General features: G+C 39.4%; 15 protein-coding genes and 1 tRNA gene. 14 read left to right on the top strand and 2 right to left on the bottom strand.

Annotated features, from left to right (window positions below; genetic code table 11):
• Window positions 1-77 precede the first annotated feature (77 nt).
• The 14 genes from ACFW0C_RS05300 to ACFW0C_RS05235 all read left to right on the top strand — a co-directional run bounded on the left by ACFW0C_RS05300 (window position 78) and on the right by ACFW0C_RS05235 (window position 18,542).
• Window positions 78-1,979, top strand: a complete 1,902-nt coding sequence (locus ACFW0C_RS05300; protein ID WP_378106010.1) for a carbohydrate-binding domain-containing protein — start codon at window positions 78-80, stop codon at window positions 1,977-1,979.
• A 310-nt stretch (window positions 1,980-2,289) separates the two neighbouring features.
• Window positions 2,290-3,036, top strand: a complete 747-nt coding sequence (locus tag ACFW0C_RS05295; RefSeq protein ID WP_378106008.1) for an isoprenyl transferase — start codon at window positions 2,290-2,292, stop codon at window positions 3,034-3,036.
• Between the two features lie 14 nt (window positions 3,037-3,050).
• Window positions 3,051-3,848: a phosphatidate cytidylyltransferase gene (locus tag ACFW0C_RS05290; RefSeq protein ID WP_378106005.1), complete on the top strand. Its 798-nt coding sequence runs from the start codon at window positions 3,051-3,053 to the stop codon at window positions 3,846-3,848.
• A 47-nt stretch (window positions 3,849-3,895) separates the two neighbouring features.
• On the top strand, window positions 3,896-5,161 hold the full coding sequence (gene rseP / locus ACFW0C_RS05285) for an RIP metalloprotease RseP (RefSeq protein WP_378106002.1): 1,266 nt from the start codon (window positions 3,896-3,898) through the stop codon (window positions 5,159-5,161).
• Between the two features lie 90 nt (window positions 5,162-5,251).
• Window positions 5,252-9,571, top strand: a complete 4,320-nt coding sequence (locus ACFW0C_RS05280) for a PolC-type DNA polymerase III (RefSeq protein WP_378106000.1) — start codon at window positions 5,252-5,254, stop codon at window positions 9,569-9,571.
• Between the two features lie 226 nt (window positions 9,572-9,797).
• Window positions 9,798-11,273, top strand: a complete 1,476-nt coding sequence (locus tag ACFW0C_RS05275; protein ID WP_378105997.1) for a DUF1538 domain-containing protein — start codon at window positions 9,798-9,800, stop codon at window positions 11,271-11,273.
• Between the two features lie 12 nt (window positions 11,274-11,285).
• Window positions 11,286-11,939, top strand: a complete 654-nt coding sequence (locus ACFW0C_RS05270) for a P-II family nitrogen regulator (RefSeq protein ID WP_378105996.1) — start codon at window positions 11,286-11,288, stop codon at window positions 11,937-11,939.
• A gap of 143 nt (window positions 11,940-12,082) precedes the next feature.
• A complete protein-coding gene (gene rimP / locus ACFW0C_RS05265) occupies window positions 12,083-12,559 on the top strand; it encodes a ribosome maturation factor RimP (RefSeq protein WP_111856981.1) in 477 nt (158 codons plus the stop codon).
• 30 nt (window positions 12,560-12,589) lie between these two features.
• The gene (gene nusA, locus ACFW0C_RS05260; RefSeq protein ID WP_378105993.1) at window positions 12,590-13,933 is read left to right on the top strand and encodes a transcription termination factor NusA; all 1,344 of its coding nucleotides are present in this window, start codon (window positions 12,590-12,592) and stop codon (window positions 13,931-13,933) included.
• Between the two features lie 18 nt (window positions 13,934-13,951).
• Window positions 13,952-14,251 carry an RNase P modulator RnpM gene (gene rnpM / locus ACFW0C_RS05255; RefSeq protein ID WP_003141014.1) on the top strand — a complete coding sequence of 100 codons (300 nt, stop codon included), beginning with the start codon at window positions 13,952-13,954 and terminating at the stop codon, window positions 14,249-14,251.
• The gene (locus ACFW0C_RS05250) at window positions 14,241-14,528 is read left to right on the top strand and encodes a ribosomal L7Ae/L30e/S12e/Gadd45 family protein (protein WP_290489851.1); all 288 of its coding nucleotides are present in this window, start codon (window positions 14,241-14,243) and stop codon (window positions 14,526-14,528) included. Before rnpM ends, ACFW0C_RS05250 begins: the two co-directional genes overlap by 11 nt.
• An 80-nt stretch (window positions 14,529-14,608) precedes the next feature.
• Window positions 14,609-16,870 carry a translation initiation factor IF-2 gene (gene infB, locus ACFW0C_RS05245; RefSeq protein WP_378105990.1) on the top strand — a complete coding sequence of 754 codons (2,262 nt, stop codon included), beginning with the start codon at window positions 14,609-14,611 and terminating at the stop codon, window positions 16,868-16,870.
• 12 nt (window positions 16,871-16,882) lie between these two features.
• Window positions 16,883-17,278 carry a 30S ribosome-binding factor RbfA gene (gene rbfA, locus ACFW0C_RS05240; RefSeq protein WP_378105987.1) on the top strand — a complete coding sequence of 132 codons (396 nt, stop codon included), beginning with the start codon at window positions 16,883-16,885 and terminating at the stop codon, window positions 17,276-17,278.
• A 439-nt stretch (window positions 17,279-17,717) separates the two neighbouring features.
• On the top strand, window positions 17,718-18,542 hold the full coding sequence (locus tag ACFW0C_RS05235; RefSeq protein WP_378105984.1) for a cell wall hydrolase: 825 nt from the start codon (window positions 17,718-17,720) through the stop codon (window positions 18,540-18,542).
• A 226-nt stretch (window positions 18,543-18,768) separates the two neighbouring features.
• On the opposite strand, the gene ACFW0C_RS05230 is transcribed toward ACFW0C_RS05235, so the two are convergent.
• A complete protein-coding gene (locus tag ACFW0C_RS05230) occupies window positions 18,769-19,128 on the bottom strand; it encodes a DUF1304 domain-containing protein (protein WP_338191303.1) in 360 nt (119 codons plus the stop codon).
• A 202-nt stretch (window positions 19,129-19,330) separates the two neighbouring features.
• Window positions 19,331-19,402: transfer RNA gene (locus tag ACFW0C_RS05225), tRNA-Arg, on the bottom strand.
• Between the last annotated feature and the right edge of the window lie 146 nt (window positions 19,403-19,548).

The raw sequence follows: 19,548 nt of genomic DNA, 5'->3' as shown, positions 1-19,548 counted from the left end.
ATGAAAGATTTTTATTTAAAGTGTTTTTATCAAAAAAATCCAATTCACAAAAGTCCATATCATAAAGGAGCATACATATGAAATCTAAAATAAAAAAACGCATGGGGAAAAAGGCCATTATGCCCATACTAGTAGCTGGTTTGCTACTAGGGGCTTGTGATCAAATTGTACAAGGCTCATCTACCAGTGACTCAACTACATCCTCCAGCGAACAAGCAAGTGCAAGCTCTAGCGTTAGCGATGAGTCAAATGATGCCACCACGGACACCTATGGTAGCTATGAAGATGAAGATTTAGAGACTTCTTACGATAGCGAGGAAGCACAAACCATTACATTGTCTGATGACGGGACAGAAGCTGTTGATGGGGTCACTGTAGACGGATCAACAGTGACGATTACTCAAGCGGGTACTTACGTCATCGAAGGCAGTTTAAGTGACGGGCAATTACAAGTTTCAGTAGGGGCTGAAGATAAAGTACACTTAATCTTCGACGGGGTCACCATCAATAATGAAGACGGTCCAGCCGTATATATTACTGAAGGTGAAAAAGTCGTGACCACACTTGCTTCAGGTACGACCAATACCTTAACAGACGGAGCTTCTTATACCCTAGCAACAGATGAAACTGAACCGGATGCTACTTTCTATTCTAAAGCGGACTTAGTCATCAACGGTGACGGTAAACTAGTCGTTGAAGGGAACTATTCAAACGGTATCCGTTCTAAAGACGACCTAATTTTGGTATCAGGTGAGTATGAAGTGACTGCAGTGAATAATGCCCTAAAAGGTAAAGATACAGTAGCTATTTTAGATGGTACTTACAACCTAACCACAACAGAAGGTGATGGTATCCAAGCCAATAATGAAGAAGATGTAGATTCTGGTAATGTCTATATTGATGGGGGGTTCTTTAACATCAATTCAGGACGTGATGGGATTCAAGCAGTCACAAAATTAGCCGTTCAAAACGCTGATATCACGATTCAAACAGCAGATGGATCAACATCAACTGATATTGATACCGCCGAATCTTATAAAGGATTGAAAGCAACCGATACAGTGGAAATTTCTTCTGGTACGATTAATCTAAATACTGCCGATGATTGTATCCACGCAAATAGTGCTATTACCATTCTTGGTGGTGATATGACTATAGCCTCAGGTGATGACGGTATGCACGCGGATGAGACCTTAATCATTTCAGATGGTTTGATTGAAATCCAAGATTCATATGAAGGGATTGAATCGTCAGTCATTCAAATTGATGGTGGTGATATTTCTGTAGTCGCGTCAGATGACGGTTTGAATGCTGGTGGTGGTTCTGATACAGAAACAACAACTGGTACATTTGGCGAAGATAGCTTTGCCGGCGGTCAAATGGGAGGTGGCATGGACGTAGATGAATCCAAACAATTGATCATCACAGGTGGTACATTAGTTATTGATTCAGAAGGTGACGGTCTTGATTCCAACGGTACGGTGGACATGTCTGATGGTGTCGTGATTATAAACGGGACAACAACCGGCGGTAACGGTAGTTTAGACTACGGTAGCACATTTAATATTACCGGTGGTACTTTAATTGCAGCTGGTACTTCAGATATGGCGCAAAATGCCTCTGAAGGTAGTCAAGTTTCCTTAGGTATTACTTACGATACAACACAAGAAGCAAATGAATTAATTAGCCTTTTAGATGAAGAAGGAAATGTGGTGGTTTCCTTCAAACCGACAAAATCGTATAGTCACATAGTGATTTCTAGTCCAGACTTAACTACAGGTACATATACCTTAGTATCTGGTGGTGAAAATGATGGTGAAGAAAACAATGGATTATACGAAGGTGGTATCGTGACAAATGGTACGGAACTTGCAGACCTTTCTGTAACGGATACAATCACAAACCTCACATCATCAGGTGAAACAGCAACAGCTACTGGCATGATGGGGGGTGGTCAACCAGGCCGGCCGGCAGAATAAACAGCTAAGTTATTATTGAAAAAATTACCGGAGAGGTTAGCTTAAGGGCTAGCCTCTTTTAATTTAGCAAATGAATAATTTTGCTTATTATGTTAAAGGCATTAAAAAAAAGGGTGCTTATTTGCTACCTGTCCAAATCGTTAACTTACCAGTGACTATCTATTAGTAAAATTTCCTTTTTTACATCAAGCCATACCTATACTTTAAAGGCGCCTGTGCATATTAAAAGAACTGCTGAGCTAGGGGATAAGTATAGGTTTTTCTCCAAATTTTTGATACAATTGTCTAGAATTACAAATGGAGGTTCAATATGGTGACAGAAGTAAACTATAATCCAGCATTACCAGTACCAAATCACATCGCGGTGATCATGGACGGAAACGGTAGATGGGCACAAGCTCGCGGATTAAAACGAACAGACGGACATTCAGAGGGATTAAAAGCCCTAAAACGTGTGGTCATTGCAGCTCATAAAATGGGCGTGAAGGTACTGACAGCATATGCCTTCTCAACTGAAAATTGGAAGCGACCAATTACCGAAGTAAATTATTTAATGGGTTTACCCAAAGTATTAAACGATGAAATCTTACCTGATTTAATCGACAATAATGTACAAGTTCGCATGAGTGGGAACTTTGATAAAGTACCACTAGGGACAAAGAAATACATTCAAAATGCTATGGATCGTACTAAAGACAACACTGGTTTAATTTTGAATATTGCTTTTAACTATGGCTCACGTGATGAAATCACCAAAGCCGTTCAAAATATTGCCACATCAGTAGCAAATGGTGACTTGAAAGTGAAAGATATTTCTGAACAAACCATTTCAGATAACTTATATACAGCTCAATTAGGTGAATTTGCCGACCCTGAATTATTGATTCGTTCAAGCGGGGAAGTTCGTTTATCAAATTATCTATTATGGCAGTTGGCCTATAGTGAAATGGTGTTTACTGACACTAAATGGCCAGATTTTGATGAAGCTATCATGCAGGAATGTGTTGGCGAATTTCAACATAGAAACCGTCGATTCGGAGCGATAGATACCAAATAGGAAGAGGGGTTCTCATGACACAAAGAGTTATCAGCGCTATTGTTGCTCTTGCCATTTTTATCCCACTTTTGTTTATAGGTGGTCGTCCTTTTGACTTGATGGTAGCGATTATTGCAATGGTTGCTTACTATGAAATTTTACAAATGGCAAAAATTCCATTCCCCTCATGGCGGGGGATTATCGGTTTAATCACCATGATGTTACAACTACTGCCGTCCTATTATCTAGCACTACTGCCACAAGAAATCAACTATATGACGCTTTACTTCGCTGGTGTGGCCATGTTACTCATCATTATGGTATTTAAACCAGAAGACATTAATTTTGAGCAGGTAGGCGTGATTAGTTTAGCCGCACTATACGTAGGTCGCGGTTTCCACCTATTAATCGAAACCAGATTATTGGGTCTTTTGCCAGTTATTTATGTCTTAATCATTATTTGGGGTAACGACACCTTTGCCTATCTAGTAGGACGACAAATTGGTCGCACACCACTAGCACCAAAGGTTTCTCCCAATAAAACCATTGAAGGTTCATTAGGGGGCATTATCGGCGCATTTATTTGTTCAAGTATTGTCCTTTATTTCAACAATATTTTTGGTTTATCCATTATCGACAATTTCATTTTAGCAGTTATCTTAGGCTTTTTAGGACAGATGGGGGACCTAGTAGAATCATCCTTGAAACGGACCTACCAAGTCAAAGATTCAGGTAATATCATGCCTGGTCATGGCGGTTTCCTTGACCGTTTTGACAGTCTATTAATGGTATTACCCACGTTCTATTTCTTGATTCCATTCTTAGGATATTAACCAGACTCATCGCTTTAATAAAGCTTTATTATAGTAAGGAGCGCATTATGACGACCATTATTGCATTTATATTTATCTTTTCAGTTATCGTGATTGTCCATGAATTTGGGCATTACTATTTTGCCAAGAAAGCGGGCATCTTAGTTCGCGAATTCTCTATCGGTATGGGACCGAAAATTTTTCATTTCGAAGCTGAAGAAACGACATACACGCTACGCATGTTGCCAATCGGCGGTTACGTCCGTATGGCTGGGTTAGAAGAAATGTCAGACACCCTAACTAAGGGCATGCAAGTCGTCATTGAACAAGGCGAAGACGGTATTGTAGACACCATTTCTTTGGAAAATGAAGGCCAAAATTTTGCTGGCTTACCCTTAGAAGTATGGGCAGCCGACTTAGAAGAAGACATGTTCATCGAAGGTATTCCTTACGGTAGCGAAGAGAAAGTCCGTTACCAAGTGTCAAAAACAGCAAACATCGTCGAATCTGACGGAACAATCGTGAAAGTCGCGCCAATAGAACGTCAATTCCAATCTGCCAACATCTGGCAACGACTAATCGTTAATCTCGCTGGACCAATGAACAACTTTATCCTAGGTGTTCTAGCTTTCATCCTACTAGCCTTCATGCAAGGCGGTGTTTGGTCAAACGAAGCTGAAATCGGTGCTGTTCAAGAAGATTCTGCAGCTCAAGCAGCAGGACTAGAGGCGGGTGACCAAATCTTGTCAATCGACGATCAACCGGTCGAATCATTTGACGATATGCAAGCTATTGTCCAATCAAACCCAGACCAATCACTTACTTTTACCATCAACCGTGATGGTAAAGAACAAGAAGTTCCGGTGACACCACAAGCAACAGAGACCGAATCAGGTGAAACAATTGGGTTAATTGGGGCACAAAGAGCGCAAGATACGTCATTTATGGCTAAAATTACTTTTGGTTTTACTAGCGCGTGGACCATGATTACAGGTATTTTCTCTATAATTGGTAGTATGTTTAAAACTGGCTTTGACATCAACAATTTTGGTGGACCAGTTTACATGTACCAAACTACCTCGCAAGTCGTTTCCTTTGGGATGACAGGTATTATTTCATGGTTAGCTTCTCTAAGTATTAATTTGGGAATTGTCAATTTACTACCTGTACCAGCTTTAGATGGGGGTAAAATAATTTTGAACCTGATCGAATTGGTCCGAGGTAAACCACTACAAGCTAAAACAGAAGGCATGATCAATATCGTAGGTGCAGTGCTTGTCATTGTGCTAATGATTGCAGTTACCTGGAATGATATTATGCGCATGTTTGGCTAATTAATCTATTGCATCAAACCAATTAAAAACAGTAAGTCAGAAGGCCATAGCGATGGCCTTTTGTTATTAAACAGGAAAGGAAATAAGTCAATGTCAGAATCAAAAGAAGCGCTATTTCAGGCCTTATTAGGACAAATTCATTGGACCGATGAAAACACGGCTATTAAAAATGGTTGGTTAGAAAATGTCGTGGTCCATACCAAATCACGGTTGTGGCAGTTTAAAATTGGCTTGCCAACACGTATAGATGCCGCCACTTTCTTAACCTTTGAAGAACACTTGAAAAAGGGATTTGATCATGTTGGGGCAGTGGACTTTTCAATTGAGGTAGCTGACCAAAGCCAACCAGCAAATCAAGCAGTCCTAGATTATTGGCCAATCATAGTGAACCGGTCTGGTATTTCAAATGGAATTGCTAAAACCACTTTCCAAGGGCAATTACCTTCATTTGAAAATAACCGCTACTATATCCGCGTGGACAACCAACCATTAAAACAACTCATTCAAGAAAACTATCTTGAAGTCATCAAACAAAATTACCAAATGGTTGGATTTCCTAAGGTGCCTTTTGAAATTATTATCGATGAAGAAACGGCCAAAGATCGGCGTGATGTCTTTGTAGAAAGGGCCAATGAACTAGCTGAACAACAACAAGAAATGGCCAAAAAAGCAGCTGAAAAACAAAAAGAAATAGCTGCTACCGGCAATAACGGTCAAGCAATCAAAGTGGATAAAATTCAATTAGGGAAACATATCCCCGTTGACGACAAGTTAAGAGCCATGAATACCTACGTTGAAGAACAACGTTTTGTATCTATGGAAGGGGTTGTTTTCGATGTTGAAGTTAAAATATTAAAAACTGGCCGTCGTATATTAAATGCCAAAATTTCGGATTATACATCAGCTTTCTTAATCCAAATGTTCTCTAGAACGGAGGAAGATATCGCCATTTTTGATGCCATACGCAAAGGCATGTGGTTGCGGGTCCGCGGTGATTTGCAAATGGATGACCGTTTCGCCCGTGACTTGGTTTTAAACGTTCGTGACTTAGAAGAAATTTCTAAGGCCAAACGACAAGATAATGCCGATAAAAAACGGGTGGAATTACATGTCCACACCAATATGTCGATGTTGGATGCAACAAATTCAATTTCAGATTTCACCAACCAAGCCAAAGATTGGGGTCATACTGCTATTGCGGTCACTGACCATGCAACCCTCCAAGCTTACCCAGAGGCTTCAGGCGCTGCTAAATCTACTGGTTTGAAAATGATTTACGGTGTTGAAGCGAATATCGTGGATGATGGCGTCCCCATTGCTTATAACCCTGACCACATTGAATTAAAAGAAGCGACTTACGTCGTATTTGACGTGGAGACCACGGGATTATCCGCGATTTACGACAATATTATTGAATTAGCGGCCGTTAAAATGCAGAACGGGAATGTAATTGATACTTTTGAAGAATTTATTAATCCGGGGCGACCACTTTCAGCTACTATTATTGATTTAACAGGGATTACCGATGCCATGTTAGCCAATACCCGTACCGAAAATGAGGTTATTACGGACTTTAGAGAGTGGGTTGGGGATGCAATTTTCGTTGCCCATAATGCCAGCTTTGATATGGGCTTTATCGATACAGCCTACATCCGACATGGCTTTGAAAAATCACATAATGCCGTGATCGACACACTTGAAATGTCAAGGTTCTTGCATCCAAATTTAAAATCGCATCGTTTGAATACTTTGGCCAAACGCTACAATGTTGCCTTGGAACAACATCACCGGGCCGTGTATGATGCGGAAACCACAGGTGCCTTAGCCTGGATTTTCATCAAAGAAGCAGCCGCCGACCATGAAATTTTCTATCACGACGAATTAAACAAAGATGTTGGTAAGGGGGACGCCTACAAGCAAGGTCGACCATTCCATGCCGTTTTGCTAGCTAAAAACCAAACAGGGTTAAAAGACCTATTCAAATTGGTTTCTGCGTCAAATATCGACTATTACTACCGTGTGCCACGAATTCCTCGGTCACTCTTATCTAGTCACCGAGAAAACTTGTTGGTCGGTTCAGCTTGTGCTGGTGGGGAAGTATTTGAAGCTTTAATGCAAAAAGGGAAAGTAGAAGCTGAGAAAAAGGCTGCCTTCTATGACTACCTAGAGTTGCAACCTAAGGGCGTGTATAAACCTTTGATTTTAGATGAATTGATTCAAGACGAAGCAACACTCGAAAAAATCATGAAAGACATGATAGAAATAGGGGAATCGGTCAACAAACCAGTCGTTGCAACTGGAGATGTACACTACCTAAACGAAGAAGACAAATTGTACCGAGAAATTTTAATTAATTCGATCAAATCTAACCGGACTAAAAACTTCCCTGAAGCCCATTTTCGGTCAACAGAAGAAATGTTGCATGACTTTGCCTTCCTAGGAGAAGAAAAGGCTTTTGAAATTGTCGTGGAAAATTCCAATGCTATTGCTGACAGCATCGAGTTTGTGGAACCCTTAAAAGACAAGTTGTATACACCAACTATTGAAGGGGCGGAACAAGAACTGACAGATATGTCATTTGAAAAAGCACATGAAATCTACGGTAAAGAATTACCAGAAATCGTAGAGGCCCGCTTAGATAAAGAATTGAAATCAATTATCTCCAATGGGTTCTCGGTTATCTACTTGATTTCACAAAAACTGGTGAAGAAATCCAATGACGACGGCTATATCGTTGGTTCCCGTGGGTCAGTTGGGTCTTCATTTGTAGCGACTATGTCAGGGATTACGGAAGTCAACCCGCTGGCACCGCATTATGTGTGCCCGAATTGCCATTACAGTCATTTCTTTACTGATGGCTCAGTGGGTTCAGGGTTCGACTTACCGGATAAACCCTGTCCTGAGTGTGGGACCAACTTGGATAAAGACGGACAAGATATTCCCTTTGAAACTTTCTTAGGTTTTAAAGGGGACAAGGTACCGGATATCGATTTAAACTTCTCCGGTGAATATCAAGCCCGCGCCCATGCATATACCAAAGTCCTTTTCGGTGACGACCACGTTTTCCGGGCCGGGACAATTGGTACGGTCGCAGATAAAACAGCTTTTGGATACGTATTAGGTTACGACCAAGACAAGAATTTAAATTTGCGTAAAACAGAGAAGGAATTCTTAGCCAAGGGTGCAACAGGCGTAAAACGGACAACCGGTCAGCATCCAGGGGGGATCATTGTTATCCCTGAGAATATGGATGTATATGACTTTACGCCAATTCAATTCCCGGCTGACGACGTGGAATCTGAATGGAAGACGACCCACTTCGATTTCCATTCAATCCATGATAACGTCTTGAAATTAGATATCCTTGGGCACGATGACCCGACCATGATCCGTAAATTACAGGATTTATCCGGCATCAATCCAACCGAGATTCCAACTGATGATCCAGAAGTATATGAGTTATTCAATGGGACAGAAGTTTTAGGTGTTACCAAAGAACAAATCTATTCCAACACTGGTACATTAGGGATTCCCGAATTTGGGACCCGGTTCACTAGACAAATGCTTGAAGCAACCAAACCATCAACCTTCGCGGAACTCCTACAAATCTCTGGACTATCGCATGGTACAGACGTTTGGTTAGGCAATGCCGAAGTACTTGTCCGGGAAAAAGGGCTACCGCTAAGTGAAGTTATCGGTTGTCGTGATGATATCATGGTTTACTTAATCCACCGTGGCTTGCCTGAATCAGATGCCTTTCAAATAATGGAGAAGGTCCGTAAAGGTAAGGGATTGTCAGAAGAACACAAGGCCATCATGCGTGAATACGACGTGCCGGAATGGTATATGGATTCATGTGAAAAAATCAAATACATGTTCCCGAAAGCCCATGCTGCTGCCTACGTATTGAACGCCATGCGGGTAGCTTGGTTTAAGGTGAAACACCCAATTTGGTATTATTGTGCCTACTTATCAGTACGGGCGAGTGACTTTGACCTAGTATCTATGTCAAACGGGAAAGAGTCGACTAAGGCTAAAATCAATGAGATTAATGCCAAAGGAATGGAAGCTTCTACTAAAGAGAAACAATTGTTAACAGTCCTTGAGATTGTAAACGAGATGTGGGAACGTGGATTTACCTTAAAAATGGTTGATATCAATAAATCTCATGCAACTGAATTTATTATTGAAGATGACAATACTTTGATTGCACCTTTTAGAGCCATTGACGGTTTGGGTACAAATGTGGCCAAATCCATTGTTGCAGCACGTGAGGAATCACCATTCTTATCAAAAGAAGACCTGCAAATTCGTGGTAAAGTCTCTAAGTCATTGATTGAATATATGACTGAAAACCATGTATTAGATGGTTTGCCAGATCAAAACCAATTATCACTATTTGATTTTTAAAAACGCAAAGCAGGACCGCCACTCAATTTGAAGGGCAGTCCTGCTTTTTTTTTTTTGAGCGTTGTTTTTGATGTGACAATCAGATTATGTTAACATAATCTTGTGTGCATCATTTTTAAGTGAATCCGTTCGCTTAACCGCAATACTCGCAACAAATCATCCGCCGGTGTTTAATTTATTTGTTGCTTTTTTCCATGTAAACTATTTATTAAAAAGGAGGAATTCTATGCAGTTATTGCTGAATAAGTTTAAAGAAGTCATCTCTTCTGTCTTACCTATCGTCATCCTTGTATTTGCACTGGCATTTACCTTGGTTGATGTACCAGGAGATATGATGGCTAGATTCGCCATTGGTTCAATTCTATTGACGCTAGGACTGACCATTTTTCTATTCGGAGTAGATATTGGTATGACGCCTATTGGGAATTATCTAGGTAATTCGATTATTCGTTCAAGTTCCCATTTAATCGTACTATTATTATCATTCTTTATAGGGTTTTCGATTACCGTAGCCGAACCAGACCTATTAATTTTGGGCCAACAAATTTCTGATGCAACAGGTGGCGCTTTAGGGTCACAAACTATTGTTGTCGTTGTATCAATAGGTGTGGGGGTTATGATCGCCCTTGGTGTTTACCGGGTAATGAAAGATGTCGCCTTGAAGTGGTTCTTCTTAGCCGTTTATGCGGTTATTACTTTATTATCAATTTTCGCAGATTCTACCTTCCTAGCGATGTCATTTGACGCCTCAGGTGCAACGACTGGTGCCTTAACGACACCATTTGTATTGGCCTTAAGTACCAGTGTTTCCGCTAAAAAAGGTGGTAGAGGGACAGAAGATGATTCCTTTGGGTTAGTAGGTGCTATGTCAACAGGACCTATTTTAGCCGTGATGATGATGTCACTATTTCAAAGTTCAACTTTCCAAAGCACTGATGAAGCTTACCAATATACTGAAGGGATTATCCGTCCGTTCATCGCAAATATTGGTCATACTGTTCAAGAATCAGTTGTATCCCTAATTCCAGTATTGATCCTATTCGCAATTGCAATTTATTTTTATGGAAGAATCAATAAGGGTGAATTACGCCGTATTGCTGTTGGGGTTGTCTATGTCTTGATTGGTTTAGCCTTCTTCTTAATAGGGGTGAACCAAGGGTTTATGGATATGGGGCGTTACTTAGCGACTGAATTAGCCACTAAACATGAATCCTTACTACCGTGGATTGGTCTTGTGATGGGGCTAGTTGTTGTATTAGCTGAACCTGCAGTACACGTACTTGGTGACCAAGTTGAAGATGTAACCGGTGGACATATTCCTAATAAGTTGTTATTATTCTCCTTGTCTATTGGTGTAGGTTTAGCCGTAATGATGTCAATGCTTCGTATTATGGTACCTGGTGTTGAACTGTGGCACTTCCTATTGCCAGGATTTGGCTTATCCATCTTATTAAGCTTCTACGTTCCGAACCTATTCACGGGTATCGCCTTCGATGCTGGTGGAGTAGCCTCTGGTCCGATGACGGCGACCTTTATTTTGGCCTTCGCCCAAGGTGTAGCCGCAACCTTACCGCAAGCAGATGTGTTAGTAGATGGTTTTGGTATCATCGCAATGGTGGCAATGACTCCAGTGCTGATGGTTCAAATCCTAGGTTTAATTTACAAACTACGCGTTAAAAATAATAAAGCAATTGATAAATAAGGGGGTTAATTGATGACTGTAGAATCAGTGGCGTTTTTCGCTATTGTAAACCATGGTATTGGGCAAAAAGTACTTAAAACTGCCAAAGAGCATGGAACCGGTGGTGGCACCTTAGTTCTTTGTGACGGCACCATTCCAAATAAATTCCTTAACTTAATGGGCCTTGATGAATCGAAGAAAGAATTGTTGATTACATTAGCCCCTAAGGAATTCGAAAGTGATATTCATGAAAAGATTACTGAGAAAATGAAATTAGACAAAAAAGGTTTAGGTATCCTGTTCTCAGCAGATACATCAAGCGTTTGTGGTAGTCGTTTATTGAATCGGGCATTTGAAGAAAAAGGTGAAAATATGAATGAGTATCAATTATTAGTAACAATTGTCGACCGCGAATCAGGTGATGATGTTGTTGCTGCTGCCCGTAAAGAAGGTGCTAAAGGTGCAACCATTCTTCACGGTCGTGGAACAGGGACAACTGAAATCTCTAAACTATTCAATATTGAAATTCAACCAGAAAAAGAAATCGTTCTGTTAGTAGTTGAATCTGAAAAAGTCAATCCGGTATCCGAAAGCATTCGTACCACAATGGACTTAGATCAGCCAGGTAGCGGTGTTGTCTTTTCAATTCCAGTTAACCAAGTTACAGGTCTGGTTCAGAACTTGTAAAAATCGCTTGATAGCAACAATTATTGCGGATCAAGCTCGCATATGTTATACTATGTGAGTAGAAAGAACACAGTGGTGGAGTGAGCGGTGACGCTCACTTTTTTCATGGTAATAAGGTAAAAATAAGAAAAGCGAGGGGAAATATGGCTAAAGTAACAGACCAAATGCAAGAAATCGTTCAACCAATTATTGAAGACTTAGGCTTTATATTGTTTGATATCGAATTCGTTAAAGAAGGGAAATCTTGGTTCCTAAGAATTTACGTGGATAAACCAGGTGGTGGCATCGCAATAGAGGATTGTGTCACAGTCAGTGAACATATTTCTGAAGCTATTGATCAATTAGAAACAGACCCAATCCCGCAAGCTTATTACCTTGAAGTATCTTCTCCCGGTGCAGAACGTCCATTGAAAAATGATGACGATGTCCAAGCTGCAATCGGTGAATGGGTATTCTTGTCATTCTATCAAGCCATTGATGGTCAAAAAAATATTCAAGGCCGTCTACTTTCTGTATCAGATGATGCATATGAAGTTGAAACAAAAGACAAAACACGTAAAGTGGCAGTCACTGTAGAAAAATCAAATGTATCGTTAATCAGATTGGCCATTGAATTTTAAAATTTATCATTTTTGAAAGAGGGAATTTAGATGAGTAAAGAAATGTTAAGAGCCTTCGAAGCGCTTGAAGATGAAAAGGGCATTTCAAAAGAAGTCATTTTGGAAGCTTTAGAAGCGGCTTTAGTTTCAGCTTATAAACGTAACTACCAGCAAGCGCAAAATGTCGAAGTAAACTTTGACGTAAAAAAAGGTAGTATAGAGGTATACGCAGTGAAAGAAGTTGTTGATCTTGTGATGGACTCACAACTTGAAGTATCGCTTGAAGATGCTCACGACTTAAACAGTGCATATGAAATTGGCGACAAGATCAAATTTGAAGTTACGCCTAAGGATTTCGGTCGAATTGCTGCACAAACTGCAAAACAAGTGATTATGCAACGAGTTCGTGAAGCTGAACGTTCAATTATCTACAACGAATACATTGACTACGAAGAAGACATTTTGACTGGTATTGTTGAGCGTCAAGACCGTCGTTATGTATACGTTAGCCTAGGTAAAATCGAAGCTGTTATCCCACCAGAGGGTCAAATTCCAAATGAAACTTTCCAACCACACGAGCGTGTACAAGTTTACGTAGAACGTGTTGAAAATACGACTAAAGGGCCACAAGTCTATGTTTCTCGTAGCCACCCAAGTCTATTGAAGCGTCTATTTGAACAAGAAGTACCTGAGATTTTCGACGGTACCGTTGAAATTAAAGCCATCGCTCGTGAAGCTGGTGACCGGTCTAAAGTAGCAGTTGTTTCTAACGACGCGAATATCGATGCAGTAGGTACTTGTGTTGGCCCTCGTGGTTCACGTGTACAACGTATTGTAGACGAATTAAAAGGCGAAAACATGGATATCGTTCAATGGTCAGACGACATGGCAACCTTCATTTCTAATGCCCTGAACCCAGCTGATGTATTATCTGTACACTTTGTACCAGGTGAAACGTCATGTGTGGTTGTCGTACCAGAAAACCACTTGTCATTAGCTATTGGTAAACGTGGCCAAAATGCGCGTTTAGCGGCCAAATTAACAAACCACAAGATTGATATTAAATCTGAAGCTGACTTTGAAGCGTATGTACAAACAAAAGAGTATGCAGAGCGTTTCGCGGAAAAAGAATTGGTTGACGAAGACGTTGATCCAATTTTAGCTGAAGATATTGAAACTGTTGAAGATTATGAAGCAATGACAGAAGGTTCAACTTCAGTTGATGAAGAAGATTTGTTAGCTATCGATGATCTTGAAGAAGGTAATGTCGGTCCAGAAGCACTTGAAGAGCAAATTGCTGATGTTGAAGGCGAAGATAACGACATTATTGGTGATGAAGCATTAATTGGTGAAGAAGATTTAGACCAACAAGAGCGTTTAAACGAAGAAGGCTAAGATTAGGTGGGATCAAACATGAAACAACGAAAAATTCCTATGCGAAAATGTGTTGTGACAAATGAAATGTTTCCTAAAAAAGAATTAATTAGAATTGTTCGTAATCCTGAAGGCGTCGTGGAAATTGACCCGACAGGTAAGAAAAATGGGCGTGGTGCATATGTATCCCTTGATCCAGAAGTCGTACAAAAGGCTTGGGACAAACACATGCTAGATAGACACTTAAATGTATCCATTCCGGATGATTTTTATAGTGAATTGAAAGCTTATGTTGCCCATCAAAAAGCCAGAAAAGAGCTTTTTGAAAATGAACAATAATAAGTTGAATTTGTTAGGTTTGGCACAAGCAGCTAGTAAACTGGTTTCAGGTACTGAAACTGTCATGAAAACTGTCCAGCAAGAGACGGCTATTTTAGTGGTCATGGCTACTGATGTCAGCGAACAAACCAAGAAAAACATAGAGAATAAATGTGCTTTTTATGAAGTTGAATGCGTTCAGATGTTTACAACTGAAGAAATTTCAATTGCCTTAGGTAAAAAGAGATCGATAGTCGCTTTCTTAGACCGCGGGTTTGTGAAAAGCTTTAAAAAATAATTTAGATTTTTACGTATATTTTTACATCAAATAGGAGAGTAAAAAGTATGAGAGATTAGTAGAATAAGGAAGGTGATGACATGTCAAAAAAACGTGTCTACGAAGTTGCTAAGGAAATTGGCGTATCAAGTAAAGAGTTATTGAAAGCTGCAGAACAAGCAGGTTTTGAATATTCAAGCCATATGGCATCAATGACTGAGGACGAAGTAAATAAGCTGAAAAGTGGCTTTGCAAATAAATCAGCAGTTAAGGAAGACAACGATAAACAGCCAGCGAAAGCAGCTGAAAGTCAACTAGCTAAGAAAGCTGAAAATAAACCTGCAGAAAAAGGCTCTAATAAACCAGCACCTGCTAAAGCAAATGCTAAGCAAGATCAGCAACAAAACAAGTCGCAAAATCGCAATAACCCAGCAAAAGAGAATAAGAATATGAATAATCAAAAAAATAATTTTAAAAACAACACTAATAATAAAAATGGCGGATTTAAAGGTAAAGGCAAAAAAGGGAAAAAAGGTCGTTTTAACAATGACCAAAACCGCCCTCAAGGCAACCCAGTACCACCAAGAAAGAATAAGCCACTTCCAGAAAAAGTGGAATATACTGAAGGTATGACTGTTGCGGATATCGCTAAAAAAATTCATCGTGAGCCAGCGGAGATTATCAAAAAATTATTCTTGATGGGTGTACCAGCTACACAAAACCAAGCATTAGATAAAGATGCTATCGAGTTAATTCTAGAAGAATATGGTGTAAAGGCTGAAGAGAAAGTTATTGTTGACCAAGCAGACTTTGAACATTACTTTGAAGAAGCTAAGAATGCAGATGAGGAAGACTTAGAAACTCGTCCAGCGGTTGTAACCATCATGGGGCACGTTGACCATGGTAAAACAACCTTACTTGACTACTTACGTAACGCTCAAGTTGTTGACGGCGAAGCGGGTGGTATCACACAACATATTGGTGCCTACCAAGTACGTGAAAATGACCGTTTAATCACTTTCCTAGATACACCAGGACATGCGGCCTTCACGACGATGCGTGCGCGTGGTGCTGATGTAACGGATATCGTAATACTTGTAGTAGCAGCTGATGATGGTGTAATGCCACAAACCGTTGAGGCGATTAACCATGCCAAAGCAGCGGGTGTACCGATAATCGTTGCAGTAAATAAAATCGATAAGCCAACAGCTAATCCTGACCGTGTAATGCAAGAGTTAACTGAATATGGCCTAATTTCTGAAGAGTGGGGTGGGGACACAATCTTCGTAAACATCTCAGCTAAATTCGGTCAAAATGTAAGTGACTTACTAGAAATGATTTTATTAGTTGCAGATGTAGAGGAATATAAAGCTGTACCAAACCGTCTAGCTTTAGGTTCTGTAATCGAAGCCCGTCTTGACCCATCTAAAGGTGCTATTGCGACATTATTAGTCCAAGAAGGTACATTACGTGTTGGGGATCCAATCGTTGTTGGTGATACACATGGACGTGTCCGTGTTATGACTAACGATACTGGTCGTCGTATCAAGCAAGCTGGCCCATCAACACCAGTTGAAATCACTGGTTTACAAGAATCACCACAAGCTGGTGACCGCTTTGTAGCCTTTGATGACGAAAAAACAGCCCGTGCCGTCGGTGAAGAACGTGCGAGCCGTGCCTTACAAGAACGTCGTCAAGCAAACCATGCTGTAACCTTAGACAACTTATTCGAAACGCTACAAGAAGGCGAATTGAAATCTGTTAATGTCATTATCAAAGGGGACGTTCAAGGTTCTGTTGAAGCCTTAGCTGGAAGCTTGAAGAAAATCGAAGTTGAAGGTGTTAAAGTAAACATCGTTCACCAAGCTGTTGGTGCGATTAACGAGAGTGATATTACTTTAGGTCAAGCTTCACAAGCCTTAATCATTGGTTTCAACGTGCGTCCTACACCACAAGCTAAATTACAAGCAGATGCTGATGAAGTAGAAGTACGTCTATACAACATTATCTACGATGCAATTAATGACGTAGAATCAGCGATGACGGGTATGTTAGACCCTGAATTCGTTGAAGAAGTAACCGGTACTGTACAAGTTCGTGAAACTTACAATGTATCTAAAGTAGGTACAATTGTTGGTGGTTACGTATTAGATGGTACAATCTACCGTAACTCACAAGTTCGTATCATCCGTGATTCAATTGTCATCTATGATGGTCAATTAGGTTCGTTACGTCGCTTTAAAGATGATGTGAAAGAAGTATCTCGTGGATTCGAACTAGGTCTTACAATTGAAAACTACAACGATATTAAAGTAGATGACGAAATTGAAGCATACCGTATGGTAGAAGTGAAGAAAAAATAGAGGTGATGCACAATGGCAAAATATAGAGCTGAGCGTGTAAGTCAAGAGATCCTTCGCGACGTCAACGATATCTTGAGAAAGACTGTCAAAGACCCCCGCGTTGAAGGTGTTACAATTACTGATGTAGAAGTTACTGGAGATTTACAACAAGCAACTATTTTCTACACTACATTGAGTGAATTAGCCAGTGAACGTGAAAAAGCGCAAAAAGGTTTGGAAAAATCTAGTGGTTTAATTCGTTCTGAAATTGGTAAACGCCTAAATATCTATAAAACACCGGAAATATTCTTTGAACGCGACCGTTCAATTGAATATGGTAACCATATCGACCAATTGCTAGCACAATTAAATAAAAAAGATGATTTTGATAGCATGTCTGATGCTGAATCAGATACGTTAGTCGATTAATATGTAGAAAGACCCCAGGGAGTACAGCAAGTATGCTGTAATTCTTGGGGCCTTTTTATTGTTTGTGAGGTTGATTTTTATATTGAATCTTGAAAATATGGAGGGGAAATGCTGATATATCGACCTTTTGCGTGGTGAAATATACTCATTTTTCAAAAATAATTTGTTACATACAATGTCATAAATATAACTTATTAAAATATGCAAGAATCCATGAAAGTGCTAAGAATGTTGTCAGACTGGGAATGCGGCGAATTGTAATAATTGAGACGTAAATATTAAAAATTACAAAACATTTCAGTCCATTTAAAGCCCCTTAACGAATGGGTTTATAGGGTTTCTTTTTGAATCCACACCGTGTAGTATATTGCATGTAGTCGAAACAGTGGCTAAATAAACAACTTAGCAACAGCTAAACATACAAGGAGTTTTACTTAACATGAAATTTAACAAAACGATTTTAGGAACAACATTTGCATTGTCAGCATTATTTGCGACAGCAGGATTTAACACTGAAGAAGCGAAAGCAGCGGAATGGACAGCGCGTAGCGTTGAAGAAGTTTCAGCGGATATGGAAGCAGTTGATGAATCAACATCTGAATACACTGTCGTATACGGTGACACTTTATCAGTGATCGCTAACGCAGCTGGAGTAGATGTGAACACATTAGTTCAAATCAACGAAATTGAAAATGCTGATTTAATCTTCCCATCTAATTCTATTTCATTCACTAAAAATGCTGAAGGTGAAGTAGACGAAGTTGTAGTAGAAGATGCTAACAAGAAAAAAGACACTTACAAAGTAGCAGAAGAAACAGTTGAAAAAACCGCAACTGAAGAGGTAGCAGAAGAAACAACTGTTGAACCTGTAGCGTATGAAGCTGAAGAAGCAACAGCAACTTCATATGAAGCAGAAGAAGTAACAGAAACAACTTCAACTTCTTCTTATTCAGCAGCAGAAGAAATCCCTTACCAAGTATTACAAGTAGTAGAAACTGAAGCTGGTCCAAGCTACTCTGAAAAAGCAGCAGTATTCTCTGTAATCCTTAACCGTGCAAACTCAGGTAACTGGGGTGGTACTTCATTATCAGCGGTAGTTAACGCATCTGGTCAATTTGAAGTTGTTTCAAATGGTATGGCAGCTAGCGCTACTGTATCAGAAGAAACTTACCAAGCTGTTAACGATGTATTAACTAACGGTGTAACTACATCAGCTGAATCATTCCGTGCCTCAGGTGATGGCGTGACAAACGTATTCTTCTAATTTAAATTCAAATACAATAAACAAAAAAATCGGGAGCTATCCCGATTTTTTGTTTATTATTTTTTTACAAGATCGATATTACAGGGTAGGGGGTTGTTTAGTGAAGTTTCATCGTTCCAATAATAGAAAAACCATCTAAATATTTATTCACATATGACGCAAAAAAATAGACAGTTAAACTAGGGTTCAAATAAGTATTCTATCAAGTATTACGCTGTGCATTCAATTATAGGAAGGTTGAGAATAAAGCTAAAATAGATAGTCCACCTTGTGTCAATATAATTTTTTTACTACTAGTGAAGCTACCATATGTGGCTACTAAAATAATGTAGACAAATATCATACGAACAATTTCAATAGAGGCACTACTAAAAAATAATGCATATAATAGCCCTAGACCGATGAGACCATTATATATACCCTGATTTTTTAATAAGGTATTCAATGATTTTCCCTTCAACTCATTTCTTTCCATATTGAATATTTTACTTGTTTGGACTGATGTGGTAGTAATCGTTTGTATATACATGATATAAAAGAATTCTAAAGCGACTAAAAAAGTTAATACAGTTGTTATAACTGACATGGTCAATCTCTCCTCTTAACTGACAAAGTAATCTTCGTTTTCTAAATATAAAACATTTTTATGATTTTTCAAAGGATTTATATATGCAACGTTAAGCTGCATTAACATGAACACTTGAAAAAAGAAATTAAAGCATTTTCTAGGGTAAGGGAAAAAAGCTGTCACTCATAAATAGCAACAACTTAATAATTTTTTATCTGAATACGCCCGGAGGGAATCGAACCCCCATTATAAGAACCGGAATCTTATGTGATATCCATTACACTACGGGCGCAAATTATTGTATATTTTGGTAAAAAACAATAACAGAATTATTATAGCCTAGTTTTTAGTCAAATTCAAGCTTTTATAGGAATCTGAAAGTATCAATCGTTTTTAAGAAGTGATGATATCTTAGGTATCAACATGGACAGTTGTTAC

This window comes from Aerococcus sp. NPDC058936, from assembly GCF_042741995.1.
Lineage (GTDB): Bacteria > Bacillota > Bacilli > Lactobacillales > Aerococcaceae > Aerococcus.
Note: the sequence above shows the minus strand (reverse complement) of the source record. Positions and strands in the feature narration are given on the sequence as shown.